Annotated in this window: 23 protein-coding genes and 1 pseudogene; 16 read left to right on the top strand and 8 right to left on the bottom strand. The window is 71.6% G+C overall.

Going from position 1 to position 24,635, the window contains the following annotated elements; translation table 11 throughout:
* Window positions 1–2 precede the first annotated feature (2 nt).
* Window positions 3–1,244, bottom strand: coding sequence for an MFS transporter (locus ADK54_RS35600; RefSeq protein WP_053729933.1), 1,242 nt, complete (start codon window positions 1,242–1,244; stop codon window positions 3–5).
* A gap of 240 nt (window positions 1,245–1,484) precedes the next feature.
* Between ADK54_RS35600 and ADK54_RS35595 the strand changes: the two genes are divergently transcribed.
* From ADK54_RS35595 to ADK54_RS35585, 3 genes are all read left to right on the top strand, one after another.
* A complete protein-coding gene (locus tag ADK54_RS35595; protein ID WP_053729932.1) occupies window positions 1,485–2,123 on the top strand; it encodes a DUF6758 family protein in 639 nt (212 codons plus the stop codon).
* 112 nt (window positions 2,124–2,235) lie between these two features.
* Window positions 2,236–3,096 carry a PHP domain-containing protein gene (locus ADK54_RS35590; protein WP_053729931.1) on the top strand — a complete coding sequence of 287 codons (861 nt, stop codon included), beginning with the start codon at window positions 2,236–2,238 and terminating at the stop codon, window positions 3,094–3,096.
* Between the two features lie 167 nt (window positions 3,097–3,263).
* The gene (locus tag ADK54_RS35585; protein WP_053729930.1) at window positions 3,264–3,869 is read left to right on the top strand and encodes a MarC family protein; all 606 of its coding nucleotides are present in this window, start codon (window positions 3,264–3,266) and stop codon (window positions 3,867–3,869) included.
* Window positions 3,870–3,974: 105 nt separating this feature from the next.
* On the opposite strand, the gene ADK54_RS47005 is transcribed toward ADK54_RS35585, so the two are convergent.
* Entirely contained in the window at window positions 3,975–4,127 is a 153-nt protein-coding gene (locus tag ADK54_RS47005; protein ID WP_199827104.1) for a hypothetical protein, read from the bottom strand.
* 275 nt (window positions 4,128–4,402) lie between these two features.
* Between ADK54_RS47005 and ADK54_RS35580 the strand changes: the two genes are divergently transcribed.
* Window positions 4,403–5,332 carry an NYN domain-containing protein gene (locus ADK54_RS35580; protein ID WP_053729929.1) on the top strand — a complete coding sequence of 310 codons (930 nt, stop codon included), beginning with the start codon at window positions 4,403–4,405 and terminating at the stop codon, window positions 5,330–5,332.
* 151 nt (window positions 5,333–5,483) lie between these two features.
* Here ADK54_RS35580 and ADK54_RS35575 read toward each other — a convergent pair whose 3' ends face one another.
* Both ADK54_RS35575 and ADK54_RS35570 read right to left on the bottom strand, forming a co-directional pair.
* Entirely contained in the window at window positions 5,484–6,368 is an 885-nt protein-coding gene (locus ADK54_RS35575; RefSeq protein ID WP_053729928.1) for an alpha/beta fold hydrolase, read from the bottom strand.
* A 112-nt stretch (window positions 6,369–6,480) separates the two neighbouring features.
* Complete coding sequence (locus ADK54_RS35570) at window positions 6,481–8,751, bottom strand: DEAD/DEAH box helicase (protein ID WP_053729927.1); 2,271 nt, start codon at window positions 8,749–8,751, stop codon at window positions 6,481–6,483.
* Between the two features lie 472 nt (window positions 8,752–9,223).
* Between ADK54_RS35570 and ADK54_RS35565 the strand changes: the two genes are divergently transcribed.
* The gene (locus ADK54_RS35565; RefSeq protein ID WP_053729926.1) at window positions 9,224–9,985 is read left to right on the top strand and encodes a ferritin-like fold-containing protein; all 762 of its coding nucleotides are present in this window, start codon (window positions 9,224–9,226) and stop codon (window positions 9,983–9,985) included.
* Between the two features lie 63 nt (window positions 9,986–10,048).
* Here ADK54_RS35565 and ADK54_RS35560 read toward each other — a convergent pair whose 3' ends face one another.
* Complete coding sequence (locus tag ADK54_RS35560) at window positions 10,049–10,354, bottom strand: hypothetical protein (protein WP_420717463.1); 306 nt, start codon at window positions 10,352–10,354, stop codon at window positions 10,049–10,051.
* Between ADK54_RS35560 and ADK54_RS48630 the strand changes: the two are divergent.
* Together ADK54_RS48630 and ADK54_RS35555 are read left to right on the top strand one after the other, a co-directional pair.
* A pseudogene (locus ADK54_RS48630) lies at window positions 10,327–10,761 on the top strand (acyltransferase family protein); the annotation flags it as partial. The gene ADK54_RS35560 and the pseudogene ADK54_RS48630 sit on opposite strands and share 28 nt — an antisense overlap.
* Before the next feature lie 79 nt (window positions 10,762–10,840).
* On the top strand, window positions 10,841–11,584 hold the full coding sequence (locus ADK54_RS35555) for an acyltransferase family protein (protein ID WP_234392346.1): 744 nt from the start codon (window positions 10,841–10,843) through the stop codon (window positions 11,582–11,584).
* A 79-nt stretch (window positions 11,585–11,663) separates the two neighbouring features.
* On the opposite strand, the gene ADK54_RS35550 is transcribed toward ADK54_RS35555, so the two are convergent.
* From ADK54_RS35550 to ADK54_RS35540, 3 genes are all read right to left on the bottom strand, one after another.
* Complete coding sequence (locus ADK54_RS35550; protein ID WP_053729924.1) at window positions 11,664–11,891, bottom strand: DUF3107 domain-containing protein; 228 nt, start codon at window positions 11,889–11,891, stop codon at window positions 11,664–11,666.
* Window positions 11,892–12,032: 141 nt separating this feature from the next.
* Window positions 12,033–12,674, bottom strand: a complete 642-nt coding sequence (locus tag ADK54_RS35545) for a TetR/AcrR family transcriptional regulator (RefSeq protein WP_053729923.1) — start codon at window positions 12,672–12,674, stop codon at window positions 12,033–12,035.
* A 145-nt stretch (window positions 12,675–12,819) separates the two neighbouring features.
* Window positions 12,820–13,041, bottom strand: coding sequence for a hypothetical protein (locus ADK54_RS35540; RefSeq protein WP_053729922.1), 222 nt, complete (start codon window positions 13,039–13,041; stop codon window positions 12,820–12,822).
* A 135-nt stretch (window positions 13,042–13,176) separates the two neighbouring features.
* On the opposite strand from ADK54_RS35540, the gene ADK54_RS35535 reads away from it, so the two are divergent.
* From ADK54_RS35535 to ADK54_RS35500, 9 genes are all read left to right on the top strand, one after another.
* Window positions 13,177–14,181, top strand: coding sequence for an alpha/beta fold hydrolase (locus tag ADK54_RS35535; RefSeq protein WP_053729921.1), 1,005 nt, complete (start codon window positions 13,177–13,179; stop codon window positions 14,179–14,181).
* Window positions 14,182–14,189: 8 nt separating this feature from the next.
* On the top strand, window positions 14,190–15,455 hold the full coding sequence (locus ADK54_RS35530) for a DUF3152 domain-containing protein (protein WP_053729920.1): 1,266 nt from the start codon (window positions 14,190–14,192) through the stop codon (window positions 15,453–15,455).
* Window positions 15,456–15,543: 88 nt separating this feature from the next.
* Window positions 15,544–15,639 (top strand): Ms4533A family Cys-rich leader peptide, encoded by a 96-nt coding sequence (locus tag ADK54_RS48625; RefSeq protein WP_317617795.1) that lies wholly within the window; start codon window positions 15,544–15,546, stop codon window positions 15,637–15,639.
* A 167-nt stretch (window positions 15,640–15,806) separates the two neighbouring features.
* The gene (locus tag ADK54_RS35525) at window positions 15,807–17,537 is read left to right on the top strand and encodes an ABC transporter substrate-binding protein (RefSeq protein WP_053729919.1); all 1,731 of its coding nucleotides are present in this window, start codon (window positions 15,807–15,809) and stop codon (window positions 17,535–17,537) included.
* 2 nt (window positions 17,538–17,539) lie between these two features.
* On the top strand, window positions 17,540–18,523 hold the full coding sequence (locus ADK54_RS35520; protein ID WP_053729918.1) for an ABC transporter permease: 984 nt from the start codon (window positions 17,540–17,542) through the stop codon (window positions 18,521–18,523).
* Window positions 18,520–19,518: an ABC transporter permease gene (locus ADK54_RS35515; RefSeq protein ID WP_053729917.1), complete on the top strand. Its 999-nt coding sequence runs from the start codon at window positions 18,520–18,522 to the stop codon at window positions 19,516–19,518. Before ADK54_RS35520 ends, ADK54_RS35515 begins: the two co-directional genes overlap by 4 nt.
* On the top strand, window positions 19,515–21,548 hold the full coding sequence (locus ADK54_RS35510; RefSeq protein ID WP_053729916.1) for an ABC transporter ATP-binding protein: 2,034 nt from the start codon (window positions 19,515–19,517) through the stop codon (window positions 21,546–21,548). The genes ADK54_RS35515 and ADK54_RS35510 overlap by 4 nt, the downstream gene beginning before the upstream one ends.
* A gap of 191 nt (window positions 21,549–21,739) precedes the next feature.
* Window positions 21,740–23,461 (top strand): DUF3492 domain-containing protein, encoded by a 1,722-nt coding sequence (locus ADK54_RS35505; RefSeq protein WP_053729915.1) that lies wholly within the window; start codon window positions 21,740–21,742, stop codon window positions 23,459–23,461.
* Window positions 23,458–24,609, top strand: coding sequence for a hypothetical protein (locus tag ADK54_RS35500; RefSeq protein WP_053729914.1), 1,152 nt, complete (start codon window positions 23,458–23,460; stop codon window positions 24,607–24,609). The genes ADK54_RS35505 and ADK54_RS35500 overlap by 4 nt, the downstream gene beginning before the upstream one ends.
* Window positions 24,610–24,635: the final 26 nt, after the last annotated feature.

Below are 24,635 nucleotides of genomic sequence, written 5' to 3'. Positions count from 1 at the left end.
GCTCAGTTCGCGAAGGCTGAAACCCCGTCCTCCGCAGCATGCGCAGGCTGACGCTCAGTCGCCTCGCGCGTGAGCGAAGTGCGGCGGGCCCACACGATCCCCGCCCCGAGCACCGCCGCCACGGCCGCCACCACGAACGGAACGTGGATGTCGCTCCACTCCTCGATCTTCGGCGCGAAGTACGGCGCCGCTGCCGCCGCGAACCAGCGGACGAAGTTGTAGCCCGCGCTCGCCACCGGCCGGGGCGCGTCCGAGACGCCGAGGGCCAGCTCGGTGTACACGGTGTTGTTGAGGCCGATGAAGGCGCCGGAGGCGACGGTCGCGGCGACGGCGGTGGTGTGGCTGCCGTAGCCGAGCGCGATCAGGTCGGCGGCGAGCAGCACGAGCGATCCGCCGAGCACCTTCAGCGAGCCGAACCGCTCCTGGAGCCGCGGCGCCACCAGCACCGAGAACACCGCGAGCAGCACGCCCCAGACGAAGAAGACGCCGCCCGATTTGTACGGCGACATGTTCAGGACGAACGGCGTGAAGGCCAGCACCGTGAAGAAGGCGTAGTTGTAGAAGAAGGCGGACGCCGCGGCCGAGGCGAGCCCGCCGTGGCCGAGCGCCTTGATCGGATCGAGCAGCGAGGTCTTGCGCGCGGGCCTGGGCTGTTCCTTCAGGAACGCGGTGATCGCGATGAAGCCGATCGCCATGAGGGCGGCGGTGCCGAAGAAGGGGTAGCGCCACTTCATGTCCCCGAGGACCGCGCCGAGCAGCGGGCCGCACGCCATGCCGAGCCCCAGGGCGGACTCGTACAGCAGGATCGCCGCCGCGCTGCCGCCGGCCGCGGCGCCGACGATGACGGCGAGCGCGGTCGAGACGAAGAGCGCGTTGCCGAGTCCCCAGCCGGCCCGGAACCCGACGAGCTCGCCGACCGAGTTCGAGGTGCCGGCAAGAGCGGCGAAGACGACCACCAGGGCGAGCCCCGCCAGAAGCGTCTTCTTGCCGCCGATCCGGCTGGACACGAAGCCGGTGACCAGCATCGCGACGGCGGTGATCAGGAAGTACGAGGTGAAGAGCAGGGACACCTGGCTGGGCGTGGCGTCCAGGCCCTTGGCGATGGACGGCAGGATCGGGTCGACCAGGCCGATGCCCATGAAGGCGACGACGGACGCGCCCGCGGTCGCCCAGACCGCCTTGGGCTGACGCAGCAGGCTGCCGGCTCCTGCGCCTTCGTCGAGAGGGTCCTTTCCTTGCCGCATGGCTGCTCCCGCTTCCCGTTGGATGGTGGGCACAAGATCGTTGTGCAATACACACAATAACTTAGGGAGCACTAATGAGTGCAAGATGAAACTACTTTCTCCGTGGCGGCGCCGGGCGGCCTCCGGGCCCGTACCGCCAGGCCTCCCTGCCCGTGCCGCGCCTGCCTCGACAGGCGGACCGCACTCCGGACGGGTGATCGTCCTTGACGGGGCGACGGCCGGGGAGGACCGTGGGGCTCTATGAGGGGCGAACCCAGTTGCCCGAAGTGCGGAGGCCGGGTCAGGGCGCCCGGTCTCTTTGCCGACACCTGGCAGTGCGATGTGCACGGGCCCGTCTTTCCGCTCCAGCCGGTGGTCCCGCCCAGTGTCGAGGCCCTGGAGGTCGTCGTGCGCCGGGCGCAGGTGCCGGTGTGGATGCCCTGGCCGCTGCCCGTCGGCTGGCTGTTCACGGGCGTCGCGTACGCCGGTGACGACCGCAGCGGCGGCCGTGCGACCGCCGTCGCCTGCTCCGGCCCGGGCCCGCTCGGCGGCATCGGCGAGCTGATCCTGGTCGCCGAGGAGCTGGGCGTGGGGCTCGGTGCGCGGTACGCGGGCATCGACGCGCCCGACCCCGGCCCGTTCATGAGCGTCGACAAGCCCGCGCACACCAAGCTCCTCGCGGCCGGCCGGCCGACCCCGCTGTGGCACGTCACGGGCACCCCGGACGACCGCGCGGTCTTCGCGGGCGAAGCGCGCGGCCTGTGGCTGTGGGCGATCGTGTGGCCGGAACAGTCCGGGCTCCTCATGTACGACGAGCTCGTCCTGACCGATCTGCGCGACGCGGGCTCCGAAACGGAACTGGTGCCGTGCGGGGCCCTGACCCCGCGCATCCTGTCCTGACGGTCCGGACGGTCCTGATGGCGGGTCCGCTCACGGGCGGGCGGGGAGGCGTGGGCGGGCGGTTATCCTTGACTGTCCCCTGATCCGCCCCTTATGCCCTGGAGTACGCGTCGTGCGCATCGATCTGCACACCCACTCCACGGCGTCGGACGGTACGGACACCCCCGCCGAGCTGGTCCGCAACGCGGCGGCCGCCGGGCTCGACGTCGTCGCGCTGACCGACCACGACACCACCCGCGGCTACGCGCAGGCCGTCGCCGCGCTCCCCGCCGGGCTCACCCTCGTGACCGGCGCCGAACTCTCCTGCCGCATCGACGGCGTCGGCCTGCACATGCTGGCCTACCTCTTCGACCCCGAGGAGCCCGAGCTCTCCCGCGAGCGCGAACTCGTGCGGGACGACCGGGTGCCGCGCGCCCAGGGCATGGTCGCCAAGCTCCAGGAGCTCGGCGTGCCCGTCACCTGGGAACAGGTCGCACGGATCGCCGGTGACGGCTCGGTCGGCCGCCCGCACGTCGCCGAGGCGCTCGTCGAACTCGGCGTCGTCGACTCCGTCTCGGACGCCTTCGTGCCGGACTGGCTCGCCGACGGCGGCCGCGCCTACGTCGGCAAGCACGAGCTCGACCCGTTCGACGCGATCCGCCTGGTCAAGGCCGCGGGCGGCGTCACCGTCTTCGCCCACCCGCTCGCCGTCAAGCGCGGCCAGGTGGTGCCCGAGTCGGCGATAGCCGAACTGGCCGCCGCCGGGCTCGACGGCATCGAGGTCGACCACACCGACCACGACGCCCCCACCCGGGAGCGGCTGCGCGGCCTCGCCCGCGAGCTGGGGCTGCTCGCCACCGGCTCCAGCGACTACCACGGCAGCCGCAAGCCCGTACGGCTCGGGGAGTGCACCACCGACCCCGAGATCTACGGCGAGATCACCCGCCGCGCCACTGGGGCCTTCCCCGTGCCGGGTGCGGGCGGAAGCGCCTGACCGCAGGGAGAGCGCGCCTCTCCCGACCCCGGGGGCGCCGCCCCCGCATCCCCGTTCCTCGAACCCCCGCCCGGCACGTCCGCGCGGCCCCGGGGGCCGGGCCCGGCCGACCTGCGCAGCAGCACACCGGCCCTCTTCTGTACGCCCCTCACCTCGCAAGGCTCACCGTGTTCGACGCTGCCGTCTTCGGCTCCCTCTTCCTCACCCTGTTCGTCATCATGGATCCCCCCGGGATCACGCCGATCTTCCTCGCGCTGACCGCCGGCCGGGCCGCCAAGGTCCAGCGCAGGATGGCCTGGCAGGCCGCCGCCGTCGCGCTCGGAGTGATCACGCTCTTCGGCCTCGTAGGGCACCAGATCCTGACCTACCTGCACATCGACGTCCCGGCGCTGATGATCGCGGGCGGTCTGCTGCTGCTCCTCATCGCGCTCGACCTGCTCACCGGCAAGACCGACGAGCCCAAGCAGACCAAGGACGTCAACGTCGCGCTCGTGCCGCTCGGCATGCCGCTGCTCGCCGGACCCGGCGCGATCGTCCAGGTCATCCTGGCCGTCCAGAACCACGACTCGGTGTCCGGGCAGGTCTCGGTCTGGGCGGCGATCATCGCGATCCACGTCGTCCTGTACGTGACCATGCGGTACTCGCTGCTGATCATCCGCGTCATCAAGGACGGCGGCGTCGTCCTGGTGACCCGGCTCGCGGGCATGATGCTCTCGGCCCTCGCGGTGCAGCAGATCATCAACGGCATCACCCAGGTGATTCACGGCAGTTGAGCCCCTGACACGCCGAAGCGCCCCCGTACGGATCTGTACGGGGGCGCTTTACGTACGGCACCCGCGGCCGTTCGACCGGCTCGCGGGAGCACTACCTCTAACGCGTTACGAGGCCACGGACGTGGCCGGGCGGATGTAGATGCGCTGACCCATTGCGGCGGCCTGCTGCACAATCCGGTTGACGGAGGCGGCGTCCACGACGGTGCTGTCAACGGCGATACCGTCGACGTCGTCCAGGCGCATGATTTCGAAGCGCATGGCTTCTCCCTTCGTCTGATCCTCCTGCTAGGAGAACTACTGGTGCGGGGGGCTGAGAACAGCCTGCTCCCACGAGGCGTCGGGGCGGTTGCCCACCCGTTAAGAGTGGATTGCGTGGCTACGGTGCAACGCGTTCCGCCCTGTTCAACGGGTTGCCTCCAGCAAACATTCCCTACGCTAAGGAAATTTTTCGAGTTGCTAAGGATATGGCTCTGATGGCGACCGGTTGTGCCCGGTTGTGTCCCGCGCGTCACGACCTCGACAATGGAAAACGTATGGACGACTCCCAGGAACCACAGCCGGACCAGGCGCCCGACGACCGCGCCGCACAGCTGGACCGCAAGCTGGACGCCACCAACGAGCTGCTCCAGCGCATGCTCGCCGAAGTCGCGAAGACACCCTCCACGCACGCGATCTTCGTCGACGCGGGCTATGTCTACGCGGCCGCCGGCCTCCTCGTCACCGGCACCGAGGACCGCCGCTCCTTCGACCTGGACGCGGAGGGGCTCATCGAGGCCTTCATCGACAAGGCGCGCACGATCTTCGCGGACAGCCGGCTGCTGCGCGTCTACTGGTACGACGGCGCCCGGCGCCGCATCCACACCCCCGAACAGCAGTCGATCGCCGAGCTCCCCGACGTCAAGGTCCGGCTCGGCAACCTCAACGCCAACAACCAGCAGAAGGGCGTCGACTCCCTGATCCGCTCCGACCTGGAGTCGCTGGCCCGGCACCGCGCGATCAGCGACGCGGCGCTCATCGGCGGCGACGAGGACCTCGTCTCGGCGGTCGAGGCGGCGCAGGGCTACGGCGCGCGCGTCCACCTCTGGGGCATCGAGGCCGCCGAGGGGCGCAACCAGGCGGAACCGCTGCTCTGGGAGGTCGACAGTCAGCGCACCTTCGACCTCGACTTCTGCAAGCCGTACGTCACTCGGCGGCCGGTCACGATGTACGAGCAGGAGGGGCCGGCGCCGTCGCGCGAGGACGTGCGGTTCGTGGGCGCCCGGATCGCCGCGACGTGGCTCTCCGAGCGGGGCCGCGCGGCGCTTGCCGAGCTCCTGCCCGGCCACCCGTACCTGCCCGGCCCGGTGGACCAGGACCTGCTCATCGAGGCGGAGCGGCTTCTCCAGTACTCGCTGAGGGGGCATGCGGATTTGCGCCGTGCCCTGCGGGACGGGTTCTGGCAGCACCTTCAGTCGCAGTACTAGGCGTTCTGCGGGGTGCGGTCGCTTCGACCGCGGCCCGTCGAGGGGCTGGTCGCTTCCCCAAGTTCTCGGCTTCGCTCGAACAGGGGGGACCCCCATCGCGGCTCCGCCGCGTGGTGCGGTCCGCAGGCGGACGGCAAAGACGCGGGAGCGCTCAGGGGGCCGCCGGCGCGGTGGGGCCGGTTGTCACCGTTGACCAGAACTCCGTCATCGCCCCCACCAGCACCCCCGGATGGGAGACGTTGGGGGAGTGGTCCGCGCCCCGGATCACCGTGTGCCGCGCGTTCACGCTGCGGGCCATGTGGGCCAGCTCGCTCACCGCCCACACCGTCTCGCCGGACCCGTACGCCACGTGGAGGGGCAGCGGCAGCGCCGCGAGGCCCTCCGTGCGGTCCGGCTCCACCCTCAACTGCCGCCCCGTCGCGATGAGTTGGGCGGGCTGCGTGCTGAACCAGCGCCGTTCAAGGAACGCCTCGATCTCCGGCGGGTCCGGAACGTACGCCGGGTCCCGGCCGTCCAGCCACTGCGTCGCCGCCCACACCCACGACGGCGGAAGCACCGGCAGCGCCGCCCGGAGCATCCGGATCTTGGTGCGCTGCTCGGGGCCGACCCGGCCGGGGCCGGACGACAGCAGCGTCAGAGAGAGGAACGGGGACGGGTCGAGGCGGGCCGCGGACCGGGCCACGAAGCCGCCGAAGGAGTGGCCGACGAGGTGCACGGGGCCGTCGCCCAGCGCCGCGACCTGTGCGAGTACGTCGCCGCCGAGGGCGCGCGGGGTGTAGCCGGACATGCGCTGCGGCCCCGGGCTCTCGAACTGCCCGCGCCCGTCGACCGCCACGGCCCGGTACCCGGCGTCCGCGAGCGGATCGAGGAGCCCGAGGAAGTCCTCCTTGCTCCCGGTGTACCCGGGCACCAGCAGCACAGTGCCGCGCATGGCACCGTCGGGCCGTGAGTCCAGGACGGCGAACTCCTGGCGGGGGGTGGCCAGTCGGTACGCACGCGTACGCGCCGGAAGGTCGAGGGAGCGCGGCTTACTCATGAGTAGAGCGTATCCGGCCTGCCTCCGAGAGCCTGGTTCGCCAACCTGTTCAAGGCAGCGCGAACGGCCCGGCACCCCCACAGGGGAACCGGGCCGTTTCGGGTGGTGCTGGTTACGCCTCGGGCGCGACCGCCGCCTTCTTCGCGCGGGTGCGGCGCGGCTTCGCCGGGGCCTCGGTCTCGACGGCCTCGACCACGGGCTCGGCGGCCTTCTTGCGCGTGCGGCGCGGCTTCACCGGAGCCTCCGCCTCGACGGCCGCCTCGGGGGCGACCTCGGCGACCTTCTTGGCCCGGGTCCGACGCGGCGCGGCCGGAGCCTCGGCTGCCTCGGGGGCAGCCTCGGCGACCTTCTTGGCCCGGGTGCGGCGGGGCTTGGCGGGTGCCTCGACCTCGACGACGGCCTCGACCGTCTCGACGACGGCCTCCGCCGCCTTCTTGCGCGTGCGGCGCGGCTTCACCGGAGCCTCCGCCTCGACGGCCGCTTCGACGACCGCCTCGGGGGCGACCTCGGCGACCTTCTTGGCGCGGGTGCGGCGGGGCTTGACCGGGGCCTCGGTCTCGACGACCGCAGCGGCCTCGACCGTCTCGGCGACGATCTCCGCCGCCTTCTTCGCCCGCGTACGGCGCGGCTTGACCGGCGCTTCCTCGACCGCGACCGCGGCGGCCGGAGCCGCGGCGACCTCGGTGATCGCGGCGGTGGTCTTGGCCTTCGCGGCCCTGGCCAGCTCCAGCGCGGCCGACTCCGGCGTCACGAAACCGACCTCGGAGGCCGGCTTGACCTTGCGCACCGGGCGACGGCGCGCCTTGGCCTGGACCGGCTCGACGACGGGCGCGGCGGCGACCGGCGCGGAACGACGGCGCGGCTCGGCCTTGACGACGGTGGCGGGCTCGGCGACCACCGCGACCGGAGCCGTCTCGATCACCGGCGCGGCGGCAGCGGCCTGCGGCACGGCCGACGGCGCACCCACACGGGTACGGCGACGACGACGCGGCGTGCGCGGCTCGGCCACCGTCTCGGTGGCTGCGGCGGCCTCGGCGACCGGAGCCGCGACGGGAGCTGTGGCCGCGGTCTCGACGCCGTCCGCCTGCGAGCCGCCGCGGGTGCGGCGACGCTGACGCGGCGTACGCGTACGGGCCGGGCGCTCCTCGGTGACGACGGGAGCCGCGGCGGCGGACCTGCGTCCGCGCCCACCGGTCTCGCCGAGGTCCTCGACCTCTTCGGCCGCGAGGCCCGCGCGGGTGCGCTCGCCCCGGGGCAGTACGCCCTTCGTGCCCGCCGGGATCTTCAGCTCCTCGAACAGGTGCGGCGACGTGGAGTACGTCTCGACCGGGTCGGGGAACTTCAGGTCGAGCGCCTTGTTGATCAGCTGCCAGCGCGGGATGTCGTCCCAGTCGACCAGCGTGATCGCGATGCCCTTCTTGCCCGCGCGGCCGGTGCGGCCGATGCGGTGGAGGTAGGTCTTCTCCTCCTCCGGCGACTGGTAGTTGATGACGTGCGTGACACCGTCGACGTCGATGCCGCGGGCCGCGACATCGGTGCAGACCAGCACGTCGACCTTGCCGTTGCGGAAGGCGCGCAGCGCCTGCTCGCGGGCGCCCTGGCCGAGGTCGCCGTGGACCGCGCCGGAGGCGAAGCCGCGCTTGGCGAGCTGCTCGGCGATGTCCGCGGCGGTCCGCTTCGTACGGCAGAAGATCATCGCGAGCCCGCGGCCCTCGGCCTGCAGTATGCGCGCGACCATCTCCGGCTTGTCCATGGAGTGGGCGCGGTAGACGAACTGCTCGGTGTTGGCGACGGTCGTGCCCTCGTCGTCCGGCGAGGTGGCGCGGATGTGCGTCGGCTGCGACATGTAGCGGCGGGCGAGGCCGATGACGGCGCCCGGCATGGTCGCGGAGAAAAGCATCGTCTGCCGCTTCGGCGGAAGCAGCTGGATGATCTTCTCGACGTCGGGCAGGAAGCCGAGGTCGAGCATCTCGTCGGCCTCGTCGAGGACGAGCGCCTTGACGTGGGAGAGGTCGAGCTTCTTCTGCCCGGCGAGGTCGAGCAGGCGGCCCGGGGTGCCGACGATCACGTCGACGCCCTTCTTGAGCGCCTCGACCTGGGGCTCGTACGCCCGGCCGCCGTAGATGGCGAGCACGCGCACGTTGCGGACCTTGCCCGCGGTGAGGAGGTCGTTGGTGACCTGCTGGCACAGCTCGCGCGTCGGTACGACGACGAGGGCCTGCGGGGTGTTGGTGAGCCGCTCGGGCGTGGCCCGGCCCGCCTCGACGTCGGCGGGGACGGTGACCCGCTCAAGGATCGGCAGACCGAAGCCGAGCGTCTTGCCGGTGCCGGTCTTGGCCTGCCCGATGATGTCGGTGCCGGAGAGCGCTACGGGGAGCGTCATCTCCTGGATGGGGAACGGGGACACGATGCCGACGGCTTCAAGGGCTTCGGCGGTCTCGGGGAGGATCCCGAGCTCTCGGAACGTAGTCAGGGTGCTGCCTCTTCTGTGAGACGCGGTACGGAGGCGAACGCGGCGGGTCGTACCGTGCCCATTTCGTCCGGCGGGGATCAGATTCGATCGTGTTGCCGGGTGGCGCGGGACCACTGCCGTCGCTCAAGCGCTCGTGCCGCTGAGGGATCCCTCTTCTGTGGCACGTACTGAAACGTGCCCGGCGGAGGGCTGTCGGGTCGGAGCCGACCGGAGCAACCGACCGGGCATCCTCATTCGTGCAGCCCGTCGAAATACTCGGCGGGCGCATTACCACTGTACCCCGGATTCGCGCATGTGTGTTGGGAGAATTCGCGGGACCGGTGCGACGGGTGTGAGCAAGGAGGCCCTTACAGCCCGTCCCCGGCGGGCTATTGTGCGGTTTATGGAGACGTCTGACAACGCCACTGCAGCCGAAGAAACCACCCCGGAGCCCGAGCGCACCGGGATCGCCGCCCAGGACTGGGCGACGGCCTCCGCGGTTCCCCAGTACCGCGCCGCGGTCGTGGACCTCCTCGGCGCCCTCGCCTACGGAGAGCTCGCGGCCTTCGAGCGGCTCGCGGACGACGCGAAGCTGGCGCCGTCCCTGGCGGACAAGGCGGAGCTGGCGAAGATGGCTTCCGCGGAGTTCCACCACTTCGAGCGGCTGCGGGACCGGCTCGCGCAGATCGACGCCGAGCCGACGGCCGCGATGGAGCCGTTCGCCAAGGCGCTCGACGACTTCCACCACCAGACCGCCCCGTCGGACTGGCTGGAAGGCCTGGTCAAGGCGTATGTGGGCGACTCGATCGCGAGTGACTTCTACCGCGAGGTCGCCAATCACCTGGACTCCGACACCCGCTCCCTGGTCCTGTCGGTCCTCGATGACACCGGGCACGGCAACTTCGCCGTGGAGAAGGTGCGGGCCGCGATCGAAGCGGACCCGCGGGTCGGCGGCCGGCTCGCGCTGTGGGCGCGGCGTCTGATGGGCGAGGCCCTTTCGCAGGCCCAGCGCGTGGTCGCCGAGCGCGACGCGCTCTCGACGATGCTGGTCGGCGGGGTCGACGGGGTGGCCGCGGGCTTCGACCTCGCGGCGGTCGGCGAGATGTTCACCCGGATCACCAAGGCCCACACCAAGCGGATGGCGGCGCTGGGTCTCGCGGCCTGATCCGTAGCGCCGAAGGGTCACCTGCCTGACGAGCCGACGCCCGACGAGTCGCCGAACCGCCGCCTACGCCGCTGACCGGCGCAGGCGGCGCGTCGGCCGCAGCAGCAGCGAGAGCAGGACGGACGCGACGAAGGTCGCGCCGAGCACCGTCGTCACCCCGTGCCCCGGGCCGATCGCCGAGTGGGTCAGGAACGCGCCGAAAAGACCGGCGAGCGGGCCGACGGACAGAACGATGCGGCGGTCGGGCAGCCGGTGGGACAGCCGGGCCGCGGCGGCCCACGCGAGGGCGAATCCCAGCAGTACGGAGCCAAGGGCTTCAAGGAGCATGTGCGTCGCCTCCCATGGGTCGGCCAGGGCGGATCCAGTCACAGCCGTCCTACCCGAGCCTCGCGGAACGCAACCCTCCCCTCACTGGGAGGAAGCAACGCGGGCGTGTCCTTGGCCGGACCCGATTTTTATGTGCTTACGGTCACACCATGAGCCAGCGTCGGCCGGTGCCCAGACTCGCAGCGTTGGACGGGCTCCGGCTCGTCGCCGCCCTGATGGTGGTCTGCTACCACTACCTCGCGCTGAGCAGACCCTGGGGACACGACCCGGTGACGGTCTTCCCGACGCTGCACAGGTTCGCCGAGTTCGGCTGGCTCGGTGTCGAGGTTTTCTTCCTGGTCAGCGGCTTCGTCATCTGTATGAGCGTGTGGGGCCGCAGCCTCGGCGACTTCGCCGTATCGCGGGTTTCCCGGCTGTTTCCGGCCTACTGGGTCGCGGTACCGCTGACCGCGCTGGTCGTCGACGAATGGCCGGAGATCACGTCGATACGTGGCTGGGACGACGTGATCGTCAACCAACGTCGACGACGTGTACTGGACGCTCTTCGTGGAGCTCAAGTTCTACGTCCTGATGGCGATCGTGGTGCTCTGCGGGGTCACCTATCGCAACCTGCTCGTCTTCTGCGGGGTGTGGACGGTGGCGGCGGCCCTGGCCCCCAGCCTCGGCTTCCCGGCGCTCGCGGCGTTCGCGATGCCGCAGTACGCGCCGTTCTTCATCGCGGGCATCGCCTTCTACCTGATGCGCCGTTTCGGGCCGAACGCGCTGCTCTGGGGCATCGTCCTGTTCCAACTGCTGCTCGCGCAGCGGTACATCGGCTACCGCATGGCCAGCAACCTCGGGCACGTCGCCGCCGAGCACCTGCCGACCTGGCCGGTCCGGCTGATCATCATCGCCGGGTTCGCGGTGGTCGGTGCTATCGCCCTCGGCGTCTTCGACAAGGTGCGGTGGAGGTGGCTCTCCATCGCCGGAGCGATCACTTATCCGCTGTATTTGATCCACATGTTCATCGGCATGACGCTGATCCACCATTTCCGCGACCGGCTCCCCGCCCCGGTCCTGGTGGCTTCGGTGATCGCGCTGATGACGGCCACCGCCTGGCTCATCCACCGCCATGTGGAGCGCCCCGTCGGCAAGTGGGTCCGCGATTCCATGAAGCGCGGCATCCAAGACGTACGCCTCAACTCTCCGGCCCGTCGGCAGGACCGGCCGGGGCCCTCGCTTCCGGGGGCTCCCGAAGAGCGGCGGCCCCTGCACGGTGCGGGGGTCCACTGAGCAAGATCCTTCGAAAAGGAAAAAGAAGGGGTGTCACCAGTGATCACTGGTGACACCCCTTCTTCGGTGTCCTTGTGTACTACAGCGCGCCGAAGCCCACGCGGCGGACCGCCGGCTCGCCGATTTCCACGTATGCGATCTTGTCGGCCGGTACCAGGACCTTGCGGCCCTTGTCGTCCGTGAGGCTGAGCAGCTGCGCCTTGCCGCCGAGGGCGTCGGATACCGCGCTCTCGACTTCTTCGGCGGACTGCCCGCTCTCCAGAACGATCTCCCGGGGTGCGTGCTGCACGCCGATCTTGACCTCCACGGCTATGTCCCTCCGACCTCGTGCGGTGCGCGGTCAGCCGCGCCGTACGCTGCACACATTAGCCCGGGGAGGCGACAGGAAATGGCCGGTCGCAGAACGCCAGGAGCGAACAGAATTCAGGAATGAACGCGCGCCGGCCGCTCAGTGGCCCTCGGTGCCGTGCAGCGGGAAGCCCGCGATACCGCGCCAGGCGAGCGAGGTGAGGAGCTGGACCGCCTGGTCGCGGGGGATGGCCGACTCGCTGGAGAGCCAGTAGCGGGCCACCACCTGGGAAACCCCGCCCAGACCCACGGCGAGCAGCATCGACTCGTCCTTGGAGAGGCCGGTGTCCTCGGCGATGACGTCCGAGATGGCCTCGGCGCACTGGAGGCTGACCCGGTCCACGCGCTCGCGCACGGCGGGCTCGTTGGTCAGGTCCGACTCGAAGACGAGCCGGAACGCGCCGCCCTCGTCCTCGACGTACGCGAAATAGGCGTCCATGGTCGCGGCGACGCGGAGCTTGTTGTCCGAGGTCGACGCCAGAGCGGTGCGGACCGCGTGCAGGAGTGACTCGCAGTGCTGGTCAAGCAGGGCCAGGTAGAGCTCCAGCTTGCCGGGGAAGTGCTGGTAGAGCACCGGCTTGGAGACGCCCGCGCGCTCCGCGATGTCGTCCATCGCGGCCGCGTGGTAACCCTGTGCGACGAAAACCTCCTGGGCCGCGCCCAGAAGCTGATTGCGGCGGGCCCGGCGCGGCAGGCGCGTGCCTCGCGGGCGCGCCGCCTCGGTCTGCTCGATGGCTGTCACGCCGCCTCCCAAAGTTGTTCTGGTGCGCGATGTACGCGCGCCGCCATCGTACTTTTGGGTAACCCGGCTGTGCGCGGTGCGAACGCAGAATTTCACGGACCGGACGCGCTGGGTAGCCGGAGATACCCGCGGGAAACCGAACAAATCATCGGTAGTCGTCCTCGTCGAGGGCGACCACGCGCGCCTGTTCGACGGCGTCGGCCTCGTTGGCGGCGCCGGGGTCGACGCGGGTCAGCGGGTCGTCGTGGTCCTGCCGTACGTCCTTGTGCTGTTCGGCCGCGTCCGCCTCGTTGGTCTCCTCGGACAGTTCCGCGGTGTCGTCGTCTTCGTCCTGGAAGGTTTCCGGATCGCTGGGATCGACGGACATGGCTGCTCCCTTTTCCTACACTTCGAGTGATTCGGGGGCTCCCTTATGAGCCTAGGAGTTCCCCGGGGAAGGCGCTATACGGCCTGTGACGGCGAACACATGAACCACGGTGTGATCGTCTCGTAACATTGCCGCATGTCTTCGACCGAGCTGCCGGAAACCCTCGCCGCCGCCTCCCTGGCACCACGGGTGGGCGCGGTCAGGGTCGCTGAGGGCGAGGAGCTGCGCTCCGTGAGCCTGCCCGGCCTCACCCTGACCATCCGGTCGCGTCCCGGCACCGGCCCTGGCCTCGAACCCGCGCTGTACGTCCACGGGCTCGGCGGTTCCTCGCAGAACTGGTCGACGCTGATGCCGCTGCTCGCCGACCGCCTGGACGGCGAGGCGCTCGATCTGCCCGGGTTCGGGGACTCCCCGCCACCGGACGACGGCAACTACTCGGTCACCGGCCACGCCCGCGCCGTGATCCGCCTGCTCGACTCGGCGGGCCGCGGCCCGGTCCACCTCATCGCCAACTCGCTGGGCGGCGCCGTCTCGACCCGCGTCGCGGCCGTACGCCCCGACCTGGTGCGCACCCTCACCCTCATCTCGCCCGCGCTGCCGGAGATCCGCGTGCAGCGCAGCGCCTGGCCGACCGCGCTGATAGCGCTGCCCGGCGTCGCCTCCCTGTTCGCGAAGCTGAGCCGGGACTGGACTGCGGAGGACCGCACCCGGGGCGTGATGGCGCTCTGTTACGGCGACCCCGGGCGGGTGAGCCCCGAGGGGTTCGAGGCCGCGGTCCAGGAGATGGAGCGACGCCTCCAGCTCCCGTATTTCTGGGACGCGATGACCCGCTCGGCGCGCGGCATCGTGGACGCGTACACGCTGGGCGGCCAGCACGGACTGTGGCGGCAGGCGGAGCGGGTGCTCGCGCCGACGCTGCTCGTCTACGGACAGCGCGACCAGCTCGTCTCGTACCGGATGGCCCGCCGGGCCGCGGCCGCCTTCCGTGACTCGCGGCTCCTCACGCTGCCCGATGCCGGGCACGTGGCGATGATGGAGTACCCCGAGACGGTCGCCCAGGCCGTGCGGGAACTGATCGACGAGAGCGCCGACGGACACCGCGCCGACCGGGAAACCGACGACCGAGAAAACAGGAGCTGATCCGGGGCGTGGGACGACACAGCCGACCCAAGGGCTCCAGCGGAGAGGCGCCGATATCCGAAGCGCCCCCGGCCCCGCAGGCCGAGCCGGCCGTCGCCTCCGGCGGCGGCCGACGCAGACGGCAGGCCCCGGGCGACGACGGCCCCGCCCCGCACCACGGCGGCGGCACCCCGGCCTTCGGCACCCCGCAGGTGCGCGGCGGGCACCCGCAGCACTCCGAGGGCGGACGCGACGCCTCGGTCCGCCACGGCGACTGGCCGGGCAGGCCGCACACCGTCCAGCAGAATCCTTACGGCGCCGCGGCCCGCATTCCGGGCCCCCGCCGCTCCTACACCGAGGCCTTCGACGGACCCGGGCCGGCCGACACCGGGGCGAACCGCACCGTCGCCGCCCCGGCCCCGCTGCGGGACGGGCCATCGGCGCCCGAACCCGACACCGGGTCCAAGGGGGCCAAAGAGTCCAAGGGGTCCAAGGGGCGGACGTTCACCGGGATCGCGGCGGCCGCGGTGACCACCGTGCTCGCGGTCGTCGTCGCCGGGCAGGTCACCTCCGACGGCGACAAGCACGACGTCGCCGGCCGGTCCACCGGCGACAACGACCGTGACACCGACGGGAGTTCGGCCTCCCGGGGCAGCGGGCGGGCCACCCCGCAGGCGGCCCCCGCGGTCCAGACGTACGACCAGAAGATGGCCCAGCAGTTCCCGCTGGACCCCAAGCTCACCGCGTCCGGCAAGTTCGACGCCGTGCCCGGGTTCGAAGCGGCGCCCGGCAAGGGGCGCAAGTACCGCTACCGGGTGGACGTCGAGCAGGGGCTCGGCCTGGACGGCGCCCTGTTCGCCGAGGCCGTGCAGAAGACCCTCAACGACGACCGCAGCTGGGGCCACGGCGGCACGATGACCTTCGAGCGGATCTCGTCGGGCCAGCCGGACTTCATCATCACGCTGGCCAGCCCCGGGACCACCGGCACCTGGTGCGCCAAGTCCGGGCTCGACACCAATGAGGACAACGTCTCCTGCGACTCGGCCGCCACCGACCGCGTGATGATCAACGCCTACCGCTGGGCGCAGGGCTCCGTGACCTTCGGCTGGGGCAAGGCGATGCTCGCGTACCGGCAGATGCTCATCAACCACGAGGTCGGCCACCGGCTCGGCCACAACCATGTGAGCTGCCGCACGCCCGGCGCGCTCGCCCCGGTGATGCAGCAGCAGACCAAGTCCCTGGACATCGACGGGATCAAGTGCCTGCCCAACCCGTGGGTGTATCCCCAGGGTTGATCCGGACACGGTGCGACATGTCCACGATGTGGGACGACCGTCTCGTTCTCGATTGACAGTGAACGGCGGGTCGTTCATATTTCTCGGCATGTCGCACCGTCACGCCACCCCCGAACGCGCCGCCATCGAGCTGGCGCTCATCGGCGTGACCGGGCACAGCGTGGCCGACATTCTCTGTAGCTGACGCCGTCCCGAGCGCGTTCGACTTTCCCTTTTCCCTTTTTGCGCCCGGGCATTTCCGTGCTTTCGCACGGTTTCCGCATGCGGGCGCAGCCACCCCTTTTCCCTTTTGGTGCTGTGGGCGCCCGCATTTCCCGCCCTGCCCAGCAGTCACCGAGAGGTCTACTTCCGATGCGTCACACGTCCATTTCGTCGGGGAATGTCGCCAGAGCGGCAGCGATAGCCGTGGTTCTCGCCGTGGGCGCCGTCGCCTGCGGCCCCGAGGGCAGCGGCGCCAAGGACGCCGGGTCCGGCGCGTCCGGCACGCCCCACAAGGGCGGCGCGCTCAGCGTGCTCAACAACGAGGCGCAGACCGACTTCGACCCCGCGCGGCTCTACACCTCCGGAGGCGGAAACGTCCCCTCGCTCGTCTTCCGCACCCTGACCACCCGCAACCGCGAGAACGGCGCCGAGGGCACGAAGGTGGTGCCCGACCTCGCGACCGACACGGGCAAGCCCAACGCGGACGCCACCGTATGGACGTACACGCTCAAGGACGGCCTCAAGTACGAGGACGGCAGCCCCATCACCACCGCCGACATCAAGTACGGCATCGAGCGCTCCTTCGCGGCCGAACTCTCCGGCGGGGCACCGTACTTGAGGGACTGGCTGGTCGGCGGCGCGCAGTATCCGGGCCCGTACAAGGACGGCGGCAAGGGCCTCGCCTCGATCGAGACGCCCGACGCCAAGACCATCGTGTTCCACCTGAACAAGCCCGAGGGCGAGTTCCCGTTCCTGGCCACCCAGACGCAGTTCGCGCCGGTCCCCAAGGCCAAGGACGACGGCACCAAGTACGAGGAGCACCCCGTGTCCTCGGGCCCGTACAAGGTCGTCAAGAACGAGAACGACGGCGAGCACCTGGTCCTGGCGCGCAACCCCAACTGGTCCGAGGCGACCGACAGCGAGCGCAAGGCCTACCCCGACACCATCGACGTGCGCTCCGGGCTCGACCAGGCCGTCATCAACCAGCGGCTCTCCGCCTCCCAGGGCCCGGACGCGGCCGCCGTCACCACCGACACCAACCTGGGCCCGGCCGAACTCGCCAAGGTCACCAGCGACAAGCAGCTCGCCGCGCGCGTCGGCACCGGGCACTTCGGCTACACCAACTACATCGCGTTCAACCCGAACGTGAAGCCCTTCGACAACCCCAAGGTCCGCCAGGCCATCGCGTACGCCGTCGACCGCACCTCGGCCGTCAACGCGGTGGGCGGCTCCTCGCTCGCCGAGCCCGCCACCACCTTCCTGCCCAACCAGAAGGCCTTCGGGTACACCCCGTACGACCCGTTCCCGGCGGGCGCCTCCGGCAACGCGGCCAAGGCCAAGGAGCTCCTGAAGGAGGCGGGCTACGCCGACGGGCTCACCGTCACGCTCACCCACTCCAACGCCAAGGGCGGCCCCAAGGGACCCGAGGTCGCCACCGCCCTCCAGGACGCCCTGAAGAAGGCGGGCATCACCGTCAAGCTCCAGGGCCTGGAAGGCAACGACTACAACGACACCGTGGCCAGCGCCAAGAAGGAGCCCGGCTTCTTCCTGCGCGGCTGGGGCGCCGACTGGCCCTCCGGCGGCCCGTTCCTCGCGCCGATCTTCGACGGCCGGCAGATCGTCCAGGACGGCGCCAACTTCAACACCGGCTTCCTGAACGACCCCTCCGTCAACAGCGAGATCGACGAGATCAACAAGCTGACCGACCTGACCGCGGCCGCCCCGCGCTGGGGCGCGCTCGACAAGAAGATCGGCGAGCAGGCCGTGGTCGTGCCGCTGTTCCACCCCGTCTACAAGCGGCTCGTCGGCAAGGACGTCAAGAACGTCGTCATCAGCGACTGGACCGGTGTGCTCGACATCTCGCAGGTCGCGGTCAAGTAGCCATGTCCGAAGCCCTGTTGACCACCGGGGCGGGCGTCGCCGCGCCCGCCCCCGGCGGCCGCCTCTTCTGGCGGCGGCTGCGCGCCCAGCGCGCGGTCACCGCCGCGGCGGCCGTCTTCGCCCTGCTCGTCCTGGTCGCGCTCGCGGCCCCGCTGCTCACCGCCCTGGAGGGCCAGGACCCCAACGCCTTCCACCCCACGCTCGTCGACTCCGCCAGCGGCGGCGTCCCCATCGGCTCGTTCGGCGGGATCAGCGGCGAGCACTGGCTCGGCGTCGAACCGCAGACCGGCCGTGACCTGTTCGCCCGGATCGTCTACGGCGCCCGAGTCTCGCTCGGCGTCGCCTTCGTCGCCACCCTCATCCAGGTCGCGCTCGGCGTCGCCCTCGGCCTGTTCGCCGCGCTCGGCGGCCGCTGGGCCGACCAGATCGTCAGCCGCGTCACCGATGTCGCGGCCGCCCTGCCGATGCTCGTCATCACGCTCGGACTGCTCGCGGTGGCCCCCGCCTCGATCCCGCGGCCGGTCCTGATCACGCTGATCATCGCCGGGCTCGGCTGGTTCGGCACGTCGAAGATCGTGCGGGCGGGCGCCCTCTCGCTCAAGACGCTCGACCACGTCTCGGCGGCACGGCTCAGCGGCTGGGGCACCTGGGCGATCGCCCGCCGCGAGCTGCTGCCCGCGCTCGCCGCACCCGTGATCACGTACGCGGTCCTGCTCGTCCCCACCAACGTGGTGGCCGAGGCGGCGCTGTCCTTCCTCGGCGTGGGCATCAAGCCGCCGACCCCGTCCTGGGGCCAGATGCTCACCGACGCCAACACCTGGTACCAGGCGGCCCCGACCTATCTGCTCCTGCCGGCCGGCCTGCTCTTCATCACGGTCCTCTCGCTGACGGTGATCGGCGAGGGCGTGCGCACGGCCCTGGACCCGCGAGCGGCGTCAAGGCTGCGGGTGGGCACGAGCAAGTCCCGTAAGGAGAAGGCAAGTTGACAGGCTTTACGGGCTTTCTGCTGAGGCGGATCGCCGGAGCCGTGTTCGTGCTCCTCGCCCTCTCCGTCATCGTGTACGCCGTCTTCTACGTGGCCCCCGGCAACGTCGCCCAGATCGTCTGCGGCGAACGCTGCTCACCGCAGCAAGTCGCCCTGGTCCACGACAAGTTGGGGCTCGGCGACCCGCTGTACCTCCAGTACGGCCACTTCATCCAGGGCATCTTCGCCGGCCGCGACTTCTCGTCCGGCACGGGAGTGGTGCACTGCTCGGCGCCCTGCCTCGGCCAGTCCTACCGCACCGACGAGCAGGTCACCGCCCTCATCCTCGGCAAGCTCCCGGTCACGGGTTCGCTGGTGGTCGGCGCGTTCGCGCTGTGGCTGCTCATCGGCGTCGGCACCGGGGTGCTCTCCGCGTGGAAGCGCGGCGGGATGATCGAACGGCTGCTGACCTGGCTGACCCTGGCGGGCACGTCCACGCCGGTGTTCGTCATCGGCCTGCTGCTGATCATCATCCTGTGCTCGACGCTGCAATGGCTGCCGTTCCCGCAGTACGTGCCGTTCACGGACGACCCGGAGCAGTGGTTCTGGGGTCTGCTGCTGCCCTGGTTCTCCCTCGCCCTGATCGAATCGGCCAAGTACGCGCGCCTGACGCGGAGTTCGATGCTGGAGACGCTCGCCGAGGACCATGTACGGACGTTCCGGGCATACGGGCTGACCGAGCGGGCCATCGTCGGGCGCCATGCGCTGCGCGGCGCGGTCGCCCCGGTCATCGCGCTCAGCGCGCTCGACGCGGGGACCATGTTCGGCAGCGCGGTGCTCACCGAGACGCTCTTCGGCATCCCGGGCATCGGCCAGCAGCTCGTGCAGTCGGTGCGCACGGTCGACCTGCCGGTGGTGGTCGGGGTGGTCCTGACCACCGGATTCTTCGTGGTGCTTGCCAATGCGGTCGCGGACGTCCTGTACGCGATGGCGGATCGACGGGTGGTCCTTTCATGACGCTGGTTCCTGCAGAGGCGCCGCTGGTCGAGGTCGCCGACCTCGGCATCTCCTTCGGCGAGGTGCGCGCCGTGGACAGCCTCTCCTTCACGCTCCGGCCCGGCGCGGCGCTGGGTGTCGTCGGCGAATCCGGCTCGGGCAAGAGCGCGTCGGCGTACGCGTTGCTGGGGTTGCACCGGGGTACGGGGGCGCGGGTCACCGGCGCGATCAGGGTGGCGGGGGTGGATGTGATGGCCGCCTCCGACGCCGAACTCCGCTCCCTGCGTGGCGGGTTGGCGGCGATGGTCTTCCAGGACCCGCTGTCCTCGCTCGACCCGTACTACACGATCGGCGACCAGATCGCGGAGGTGTACCGGGTGCACAAGGGTGGCTCCCGGCGGGCCGCGCGGGCCCGCGCGGTCTCGGTCCTGGACCGGGTGGGCATTCCCGACGCGGCCCGCAAATCCCGCTCCCGTCCGCACGAGTTCAGCGGGGGCATGCGACAGCGGGCCCTTATCGCCATGGCGCTGGCGTGCGAGCCGCGCCTGCTCATCGCGGACGAGCCGACGACGGCGCTGGACGTGACCGTCCAGGCGCAGATCCTGGACCTGCTGCACGATCTGCGCCGCGAGACGGGGCTGGGGTTGGTGCTGGTCACCCACGACGTGGGGGTCGCGGCGGAGAGCGTGGACGAGGTGCTGGTGATGCGGGCGGGGAGGGCGGTGGAGCGGGGTCCGGTGGGGGCGGTCCTTGGCGCTCCGCGGGAGCCGTACACGCGGGCGCTGCTGTCGGCGGTCCCGAGGATCTCCCCCACCCCGCCCCTCCCCAAGACCCTCCGGGGGAGCGCGCCCGGCTGCGACCCGGCAGACACTGCTGGGGCTCCGCCCCAGACCCCGTTCGCGCCTGAAGGGCGCTCGTCCTCAAACGCCGGACGGGCTGGGGATGCGGGCGAGGGCGGGGCGCGAAGCGCAAGTGCCGGGCCGGCTGGGGATGCCGCCGAGGGCGGTTCGCGGACCGCGAGCGGGCCACAGGGTGGCCATGCTGCGGTGTCCGGTCCTGCCAGGGGCGCGGGGAACTGCGCGATCGGCCACGCACGGTCCGCGGTCGTAGGCGGGCCCTCCGAGCCTCAGCCGCTCTCAGCCTCTCCGGCGTTTGAGGAGCGGGGGTCCGCGAACGGACCTCGGCCGCATGCCCACCCCCGGAGGGTTGCGGGAAGGGGCGGGGTGGGGGAGACCTCCACCGAAGGCGGCCTCGTGCTCCAGGCCAGCGACCTCCGCCACACCTTCGGGCGTGGCAGAGCCGCGTTCACCGCCGTGGATGGGGTCTCCCTGAAAGTCCACCGCGGTGAAACCCTCGGCATCGTCGGCGAGAGCGGGAGCGGCAAGACCACCCTCGGCCGCATGCTGGTCGGGTTGCTGGAGCCCAGTGAAGGCACCGTGACCCGCACCGGCGACGTCCAGATGGTCTTCCAGGACCCCGTCTCCTCCCTCAACCCCCGCCGGTCCATCGGCGAATCCGTCGCCGACCCGCTGAGGGCGAGAGGGGAGCGCGACGACAGCCGCATCCGGACCAGGGTCGGCGAGCTGCTCCGCAGGGTCGGCCTCGACCCGGACCGCTACGACAGCTACCCGCACGAGTTCAGCGGCGGTCAGCGCCAGCGCGTGGGGATCGCCCGCGCGCTGGCCGCCGAGCCGACACTCATCGTGTGCGATGAGCCCGTGTCCGCGCTCGATGTGACGACACAGGCTCAAGTCACCGCGCTGCTCGGCCAGTTGCAGCGCGAGCTCGGCCTCGCGCTCGTCTTCGTCGCGCACGACCTCGCCGTGGTGCGGCAGGTCAGCGACCGGGTCGCCGTGATGCGGCAGGGGCGGATCGTGGAGGAGGGCGAGGTCGACGTCGTGTACGGGGCGCCCAAGGACCCGTACACCCGGCAGCTGCTCGCCGCAGTGCCCTCGCTGGACCCGGCGCTGGCCGCCACCCGCCGCGCGGCCCGCCGCGAGCTGCGCGAGGCATCCCGGGAGACCGCCCGCGAGGAGGTGGCCGTAGCGTAGCCGTGGGTGACCGGACCGACCCGTAGCGCGACCGAACGCCACCGGGTCGGGAAAGTTACGTGCATTCACCCCTTCCGGTGGCGCGATGGACAACCGTCCGTCGCGCCACCGGCATGACCGCTTACGTTCGTCCCGCTGCGAGTCGCCGTTGCCAACGGTGGCCGCCCACAAGGGAGATCGGGGGTGCGCACATGCGGATCGGACTGCTCACGGATGGCGGTTATCCGTACACGACCGGTGAGGCCAGGCTGTGGTGCGACCGGCTCGTGCGCGGGCTCGCGCGGCACGAGTTCGACATATTCGCGCTCAGCCGCAGTGCCGAGCAGGAACAACAGGGGTTGCTCGCCCTGCCTCCCCACGTGCGTCAGGTGCGTACCGCGCCGCTCCGGGCCGCGCCCGAAACCCACTACACCGGCCGCAGGCGTACCGAGCGCGGGTACGGGCGCCGTGAACGCCGGGAGTTCGCCCTCCACTTCGGGCGCCTGGCCGCCTCGATCTGCAGCGAACGGGCCGACGGCGACAGTTTCGCCGAGGGGCTGTACGGGCTCGCCTCCCTCGCCCGCGAGCACGGCGGGATCGCGGGCGAGCTCCGTTCCGAGACGGCCGTCCGCATTCTGGAAGCCGCCTGTCGCACCCCCGGCGCCAACCGCGCCGTCCAGGCCGCCCGGGTGCCCGACCATCTCGCCTTCGCGAGCCTCCTGGAACGCGCCCTGCGCCCGCTCTCCCTCGACTGGTACGGCGACGACGCGCTCGGCGCGGTCGACCTCGCCCACGCCGCTTCCGGCGGCCGCGCCGCCCTGCCCGGGCTCCTGGCCAAACGCTTCTGCGGGGTCCCGCTCCTGGTCACCGAATACGGCGTCCAGCTCCGCGCCCAGTACCTCGCCAACGCCCAACTCTCCGTCCCGGTAAGGGCGTTGCAGGCAGGGTTTCAGCGTCGGCTCGCTGCCGAGGTGTATGGGCAGGCCGAGCTCGTCACCCCGGGCAACACCCACACCCGCCGCTGGCAGGAACGCTGCGGAGCCGACCGCGCCAAGCTGCGCACCGTCTATCCCGGCATGTCCGCCGACCGGTTCCACGCGGTCGGGGAAGGCGCGTACGGCGGGGACCCCAACACCCTGGTGTGGGTCGGGCGGATCGAGCCCGCCAAGGACCTCATCGCCCTGCTGCACGCCTTCGCCGAGGTCCGCAAGGCCGAGCCCGAGGCACGGCTGCGCTTGATCGCCGCGCCCGCCGAAGGCCCCGACGCCGTCACCTACCTCGCGCACTGCCGGGCGCTCGCCGCCCAGCTCTTCCCCGACGAGGCCGCCGACGCCCATGCGGTCGGCGACAACCCCGTCTCGTTCGAGGAGATCGGCGGCCCCGAGGCGCCCGAACCCGCCGACGCCTACGCCGCCGGCAGCGTCGTCGTCCTGTCCAGCGTCGTCGAGGGCTTCCCGATCAGCCTCGTCGAGGCCATGTTCTGCGGCCGGGCCACCGTGTCCACCGACACCGGCGCGGTCGTCGAAGTCATCGGCGGCACCGGCCTGGTGGTGCCGCCGCGCAATCCCCGAGCGCTCGCCGACGCCTGCGTCGCGCTCCTTCGCGACCCCGAGCGGCGCTCGCGCCTGGGCGCCGCCGCCCGCGCCCGCGCCCTCGAACTGTTCACCGTCGAGCAGAACCTCGCGGCATTTCGCGGCATTTACCTGGAGCTCATGTCGCACAACCCGGTCCATCGCGAGAACGCCGACGAGACGGCCGCCCCGCAGCCCTTCGCGCACCCCGCCGAAGCCCATGTGCCGGGCCGCTGGGCGGCCCCGACCGCAGCTCGCATGCCGTCCAACTCGCCGTCGAGCGGGCCCAGTTGGGCAGGCAGCCCGATCGCGGTCCTGTTGCAGCAACGCCTCGAAGCCGAAGCGGAAGGGGCGGGCGCGTGACCGACACCCCCTCCGCCCCGGCCACCGGCGCCGCCTGGGACACCCGCTCCGAGGGCGCCCTCTCCTCGACGCCCGCCCAGAGCGGCGCGGGCCGCACCGCCACCCCCCGGCGCGGCCCCGCCGACCCCGTCAAAGCCCTCATGCACCGCCACCGCGAACTCTGCGAGCGCGCCGTCGACCCGCTGGAGATCGCGGCAGGCCTTGAGGCGCACGGCGTCACCGACCGCACCGCCGCCCGCTTCCGCCACCGCGACGTCTTCTCGCTCGCCGAAGAGCTCTACGCCCGAGTGCCACGCGACACCGAAACCCCATCCGCCACAAGGGAGTTGACCCCACAGCCCGCCGGATGGGCGCTCTGGGCGCTGCTGCCCGGCGTCGTCTGCGCACTCGTCGTCGAGGGCGTTCGGCTCGCCCCTGGCGGGATCCGGTTGGTGGCCGGCGCGGTCGGGGCGGTCGCCTTCGCGGTGGCGCTCACCCTGTCCCTGCGGCGCGGCCCCCTGCGCGCCGACCACCGCACCCGGCCCGTCGCCCGCCTCTGCGCCGCCTGGCTCATGGCGTACGCGATCGGCGGCGACGGGCTACTCGCCGACGCCGTGCGCGGCGGCCCCGACGGAGGCTGGCCGCTCGACCCGGCGGCCGCCACCGGCCTCGCGTTCGCCGTCGCCCCCGCGATGTGGTGCGCGCACCTCTTCTCCGTAGGGGCCCGCCGCAAGCTCGCCTCCAGCCGGGGCCTCGCCGAGTTCGCCGGGCGCTCCCGCCCGCTGCTCCTGGCCACCGTGGCCCTGTTCCTCGGCTGCCTCGCCGCCTGTCTGACGGTTGCTCAACTCGCCTACGGAACCGATGTGTTCGCGGCCGGCACCGCGCTCGGGGCGCTGCTCTGGCTCGGCCGGCTGCTCGCCGCGCACGGCTTCGCCGGCGCCGCCACGAAGATGCTCGCCGCCGCCGCGGGCGCCGAACTGCTCGCGCTCGCCTCCGTGTTCGCCGGTCGGCTGCCCGGCTGCGCCGCCCTCGGCCACCCCGTCGAAGCCGCCGTCCAGACCTGGGGCGCCGGGGCGCTGCCCGCCGCCGTGTGCGGCGCCGCCGCCCTCGCCCTGCTCGCCCGAGCCGCCGCCGTGCTGGCCCGCGCCTCGGCCCACTGTGACCAGTGAGGCGCCCGACGACCGACGCGCCCACC

It is taken from the genome of Streptomyces sp. WM6378 (assembly GCF_001279695.1).
Lineage (GTDB): Bacteria > Actinomycetota > Actinomycetes > Streptomycetales > Streptomycetaceae > Streptomyces.
This window is presented reverse-complemented; position numbering and strand designations above follow the sequence as displayed.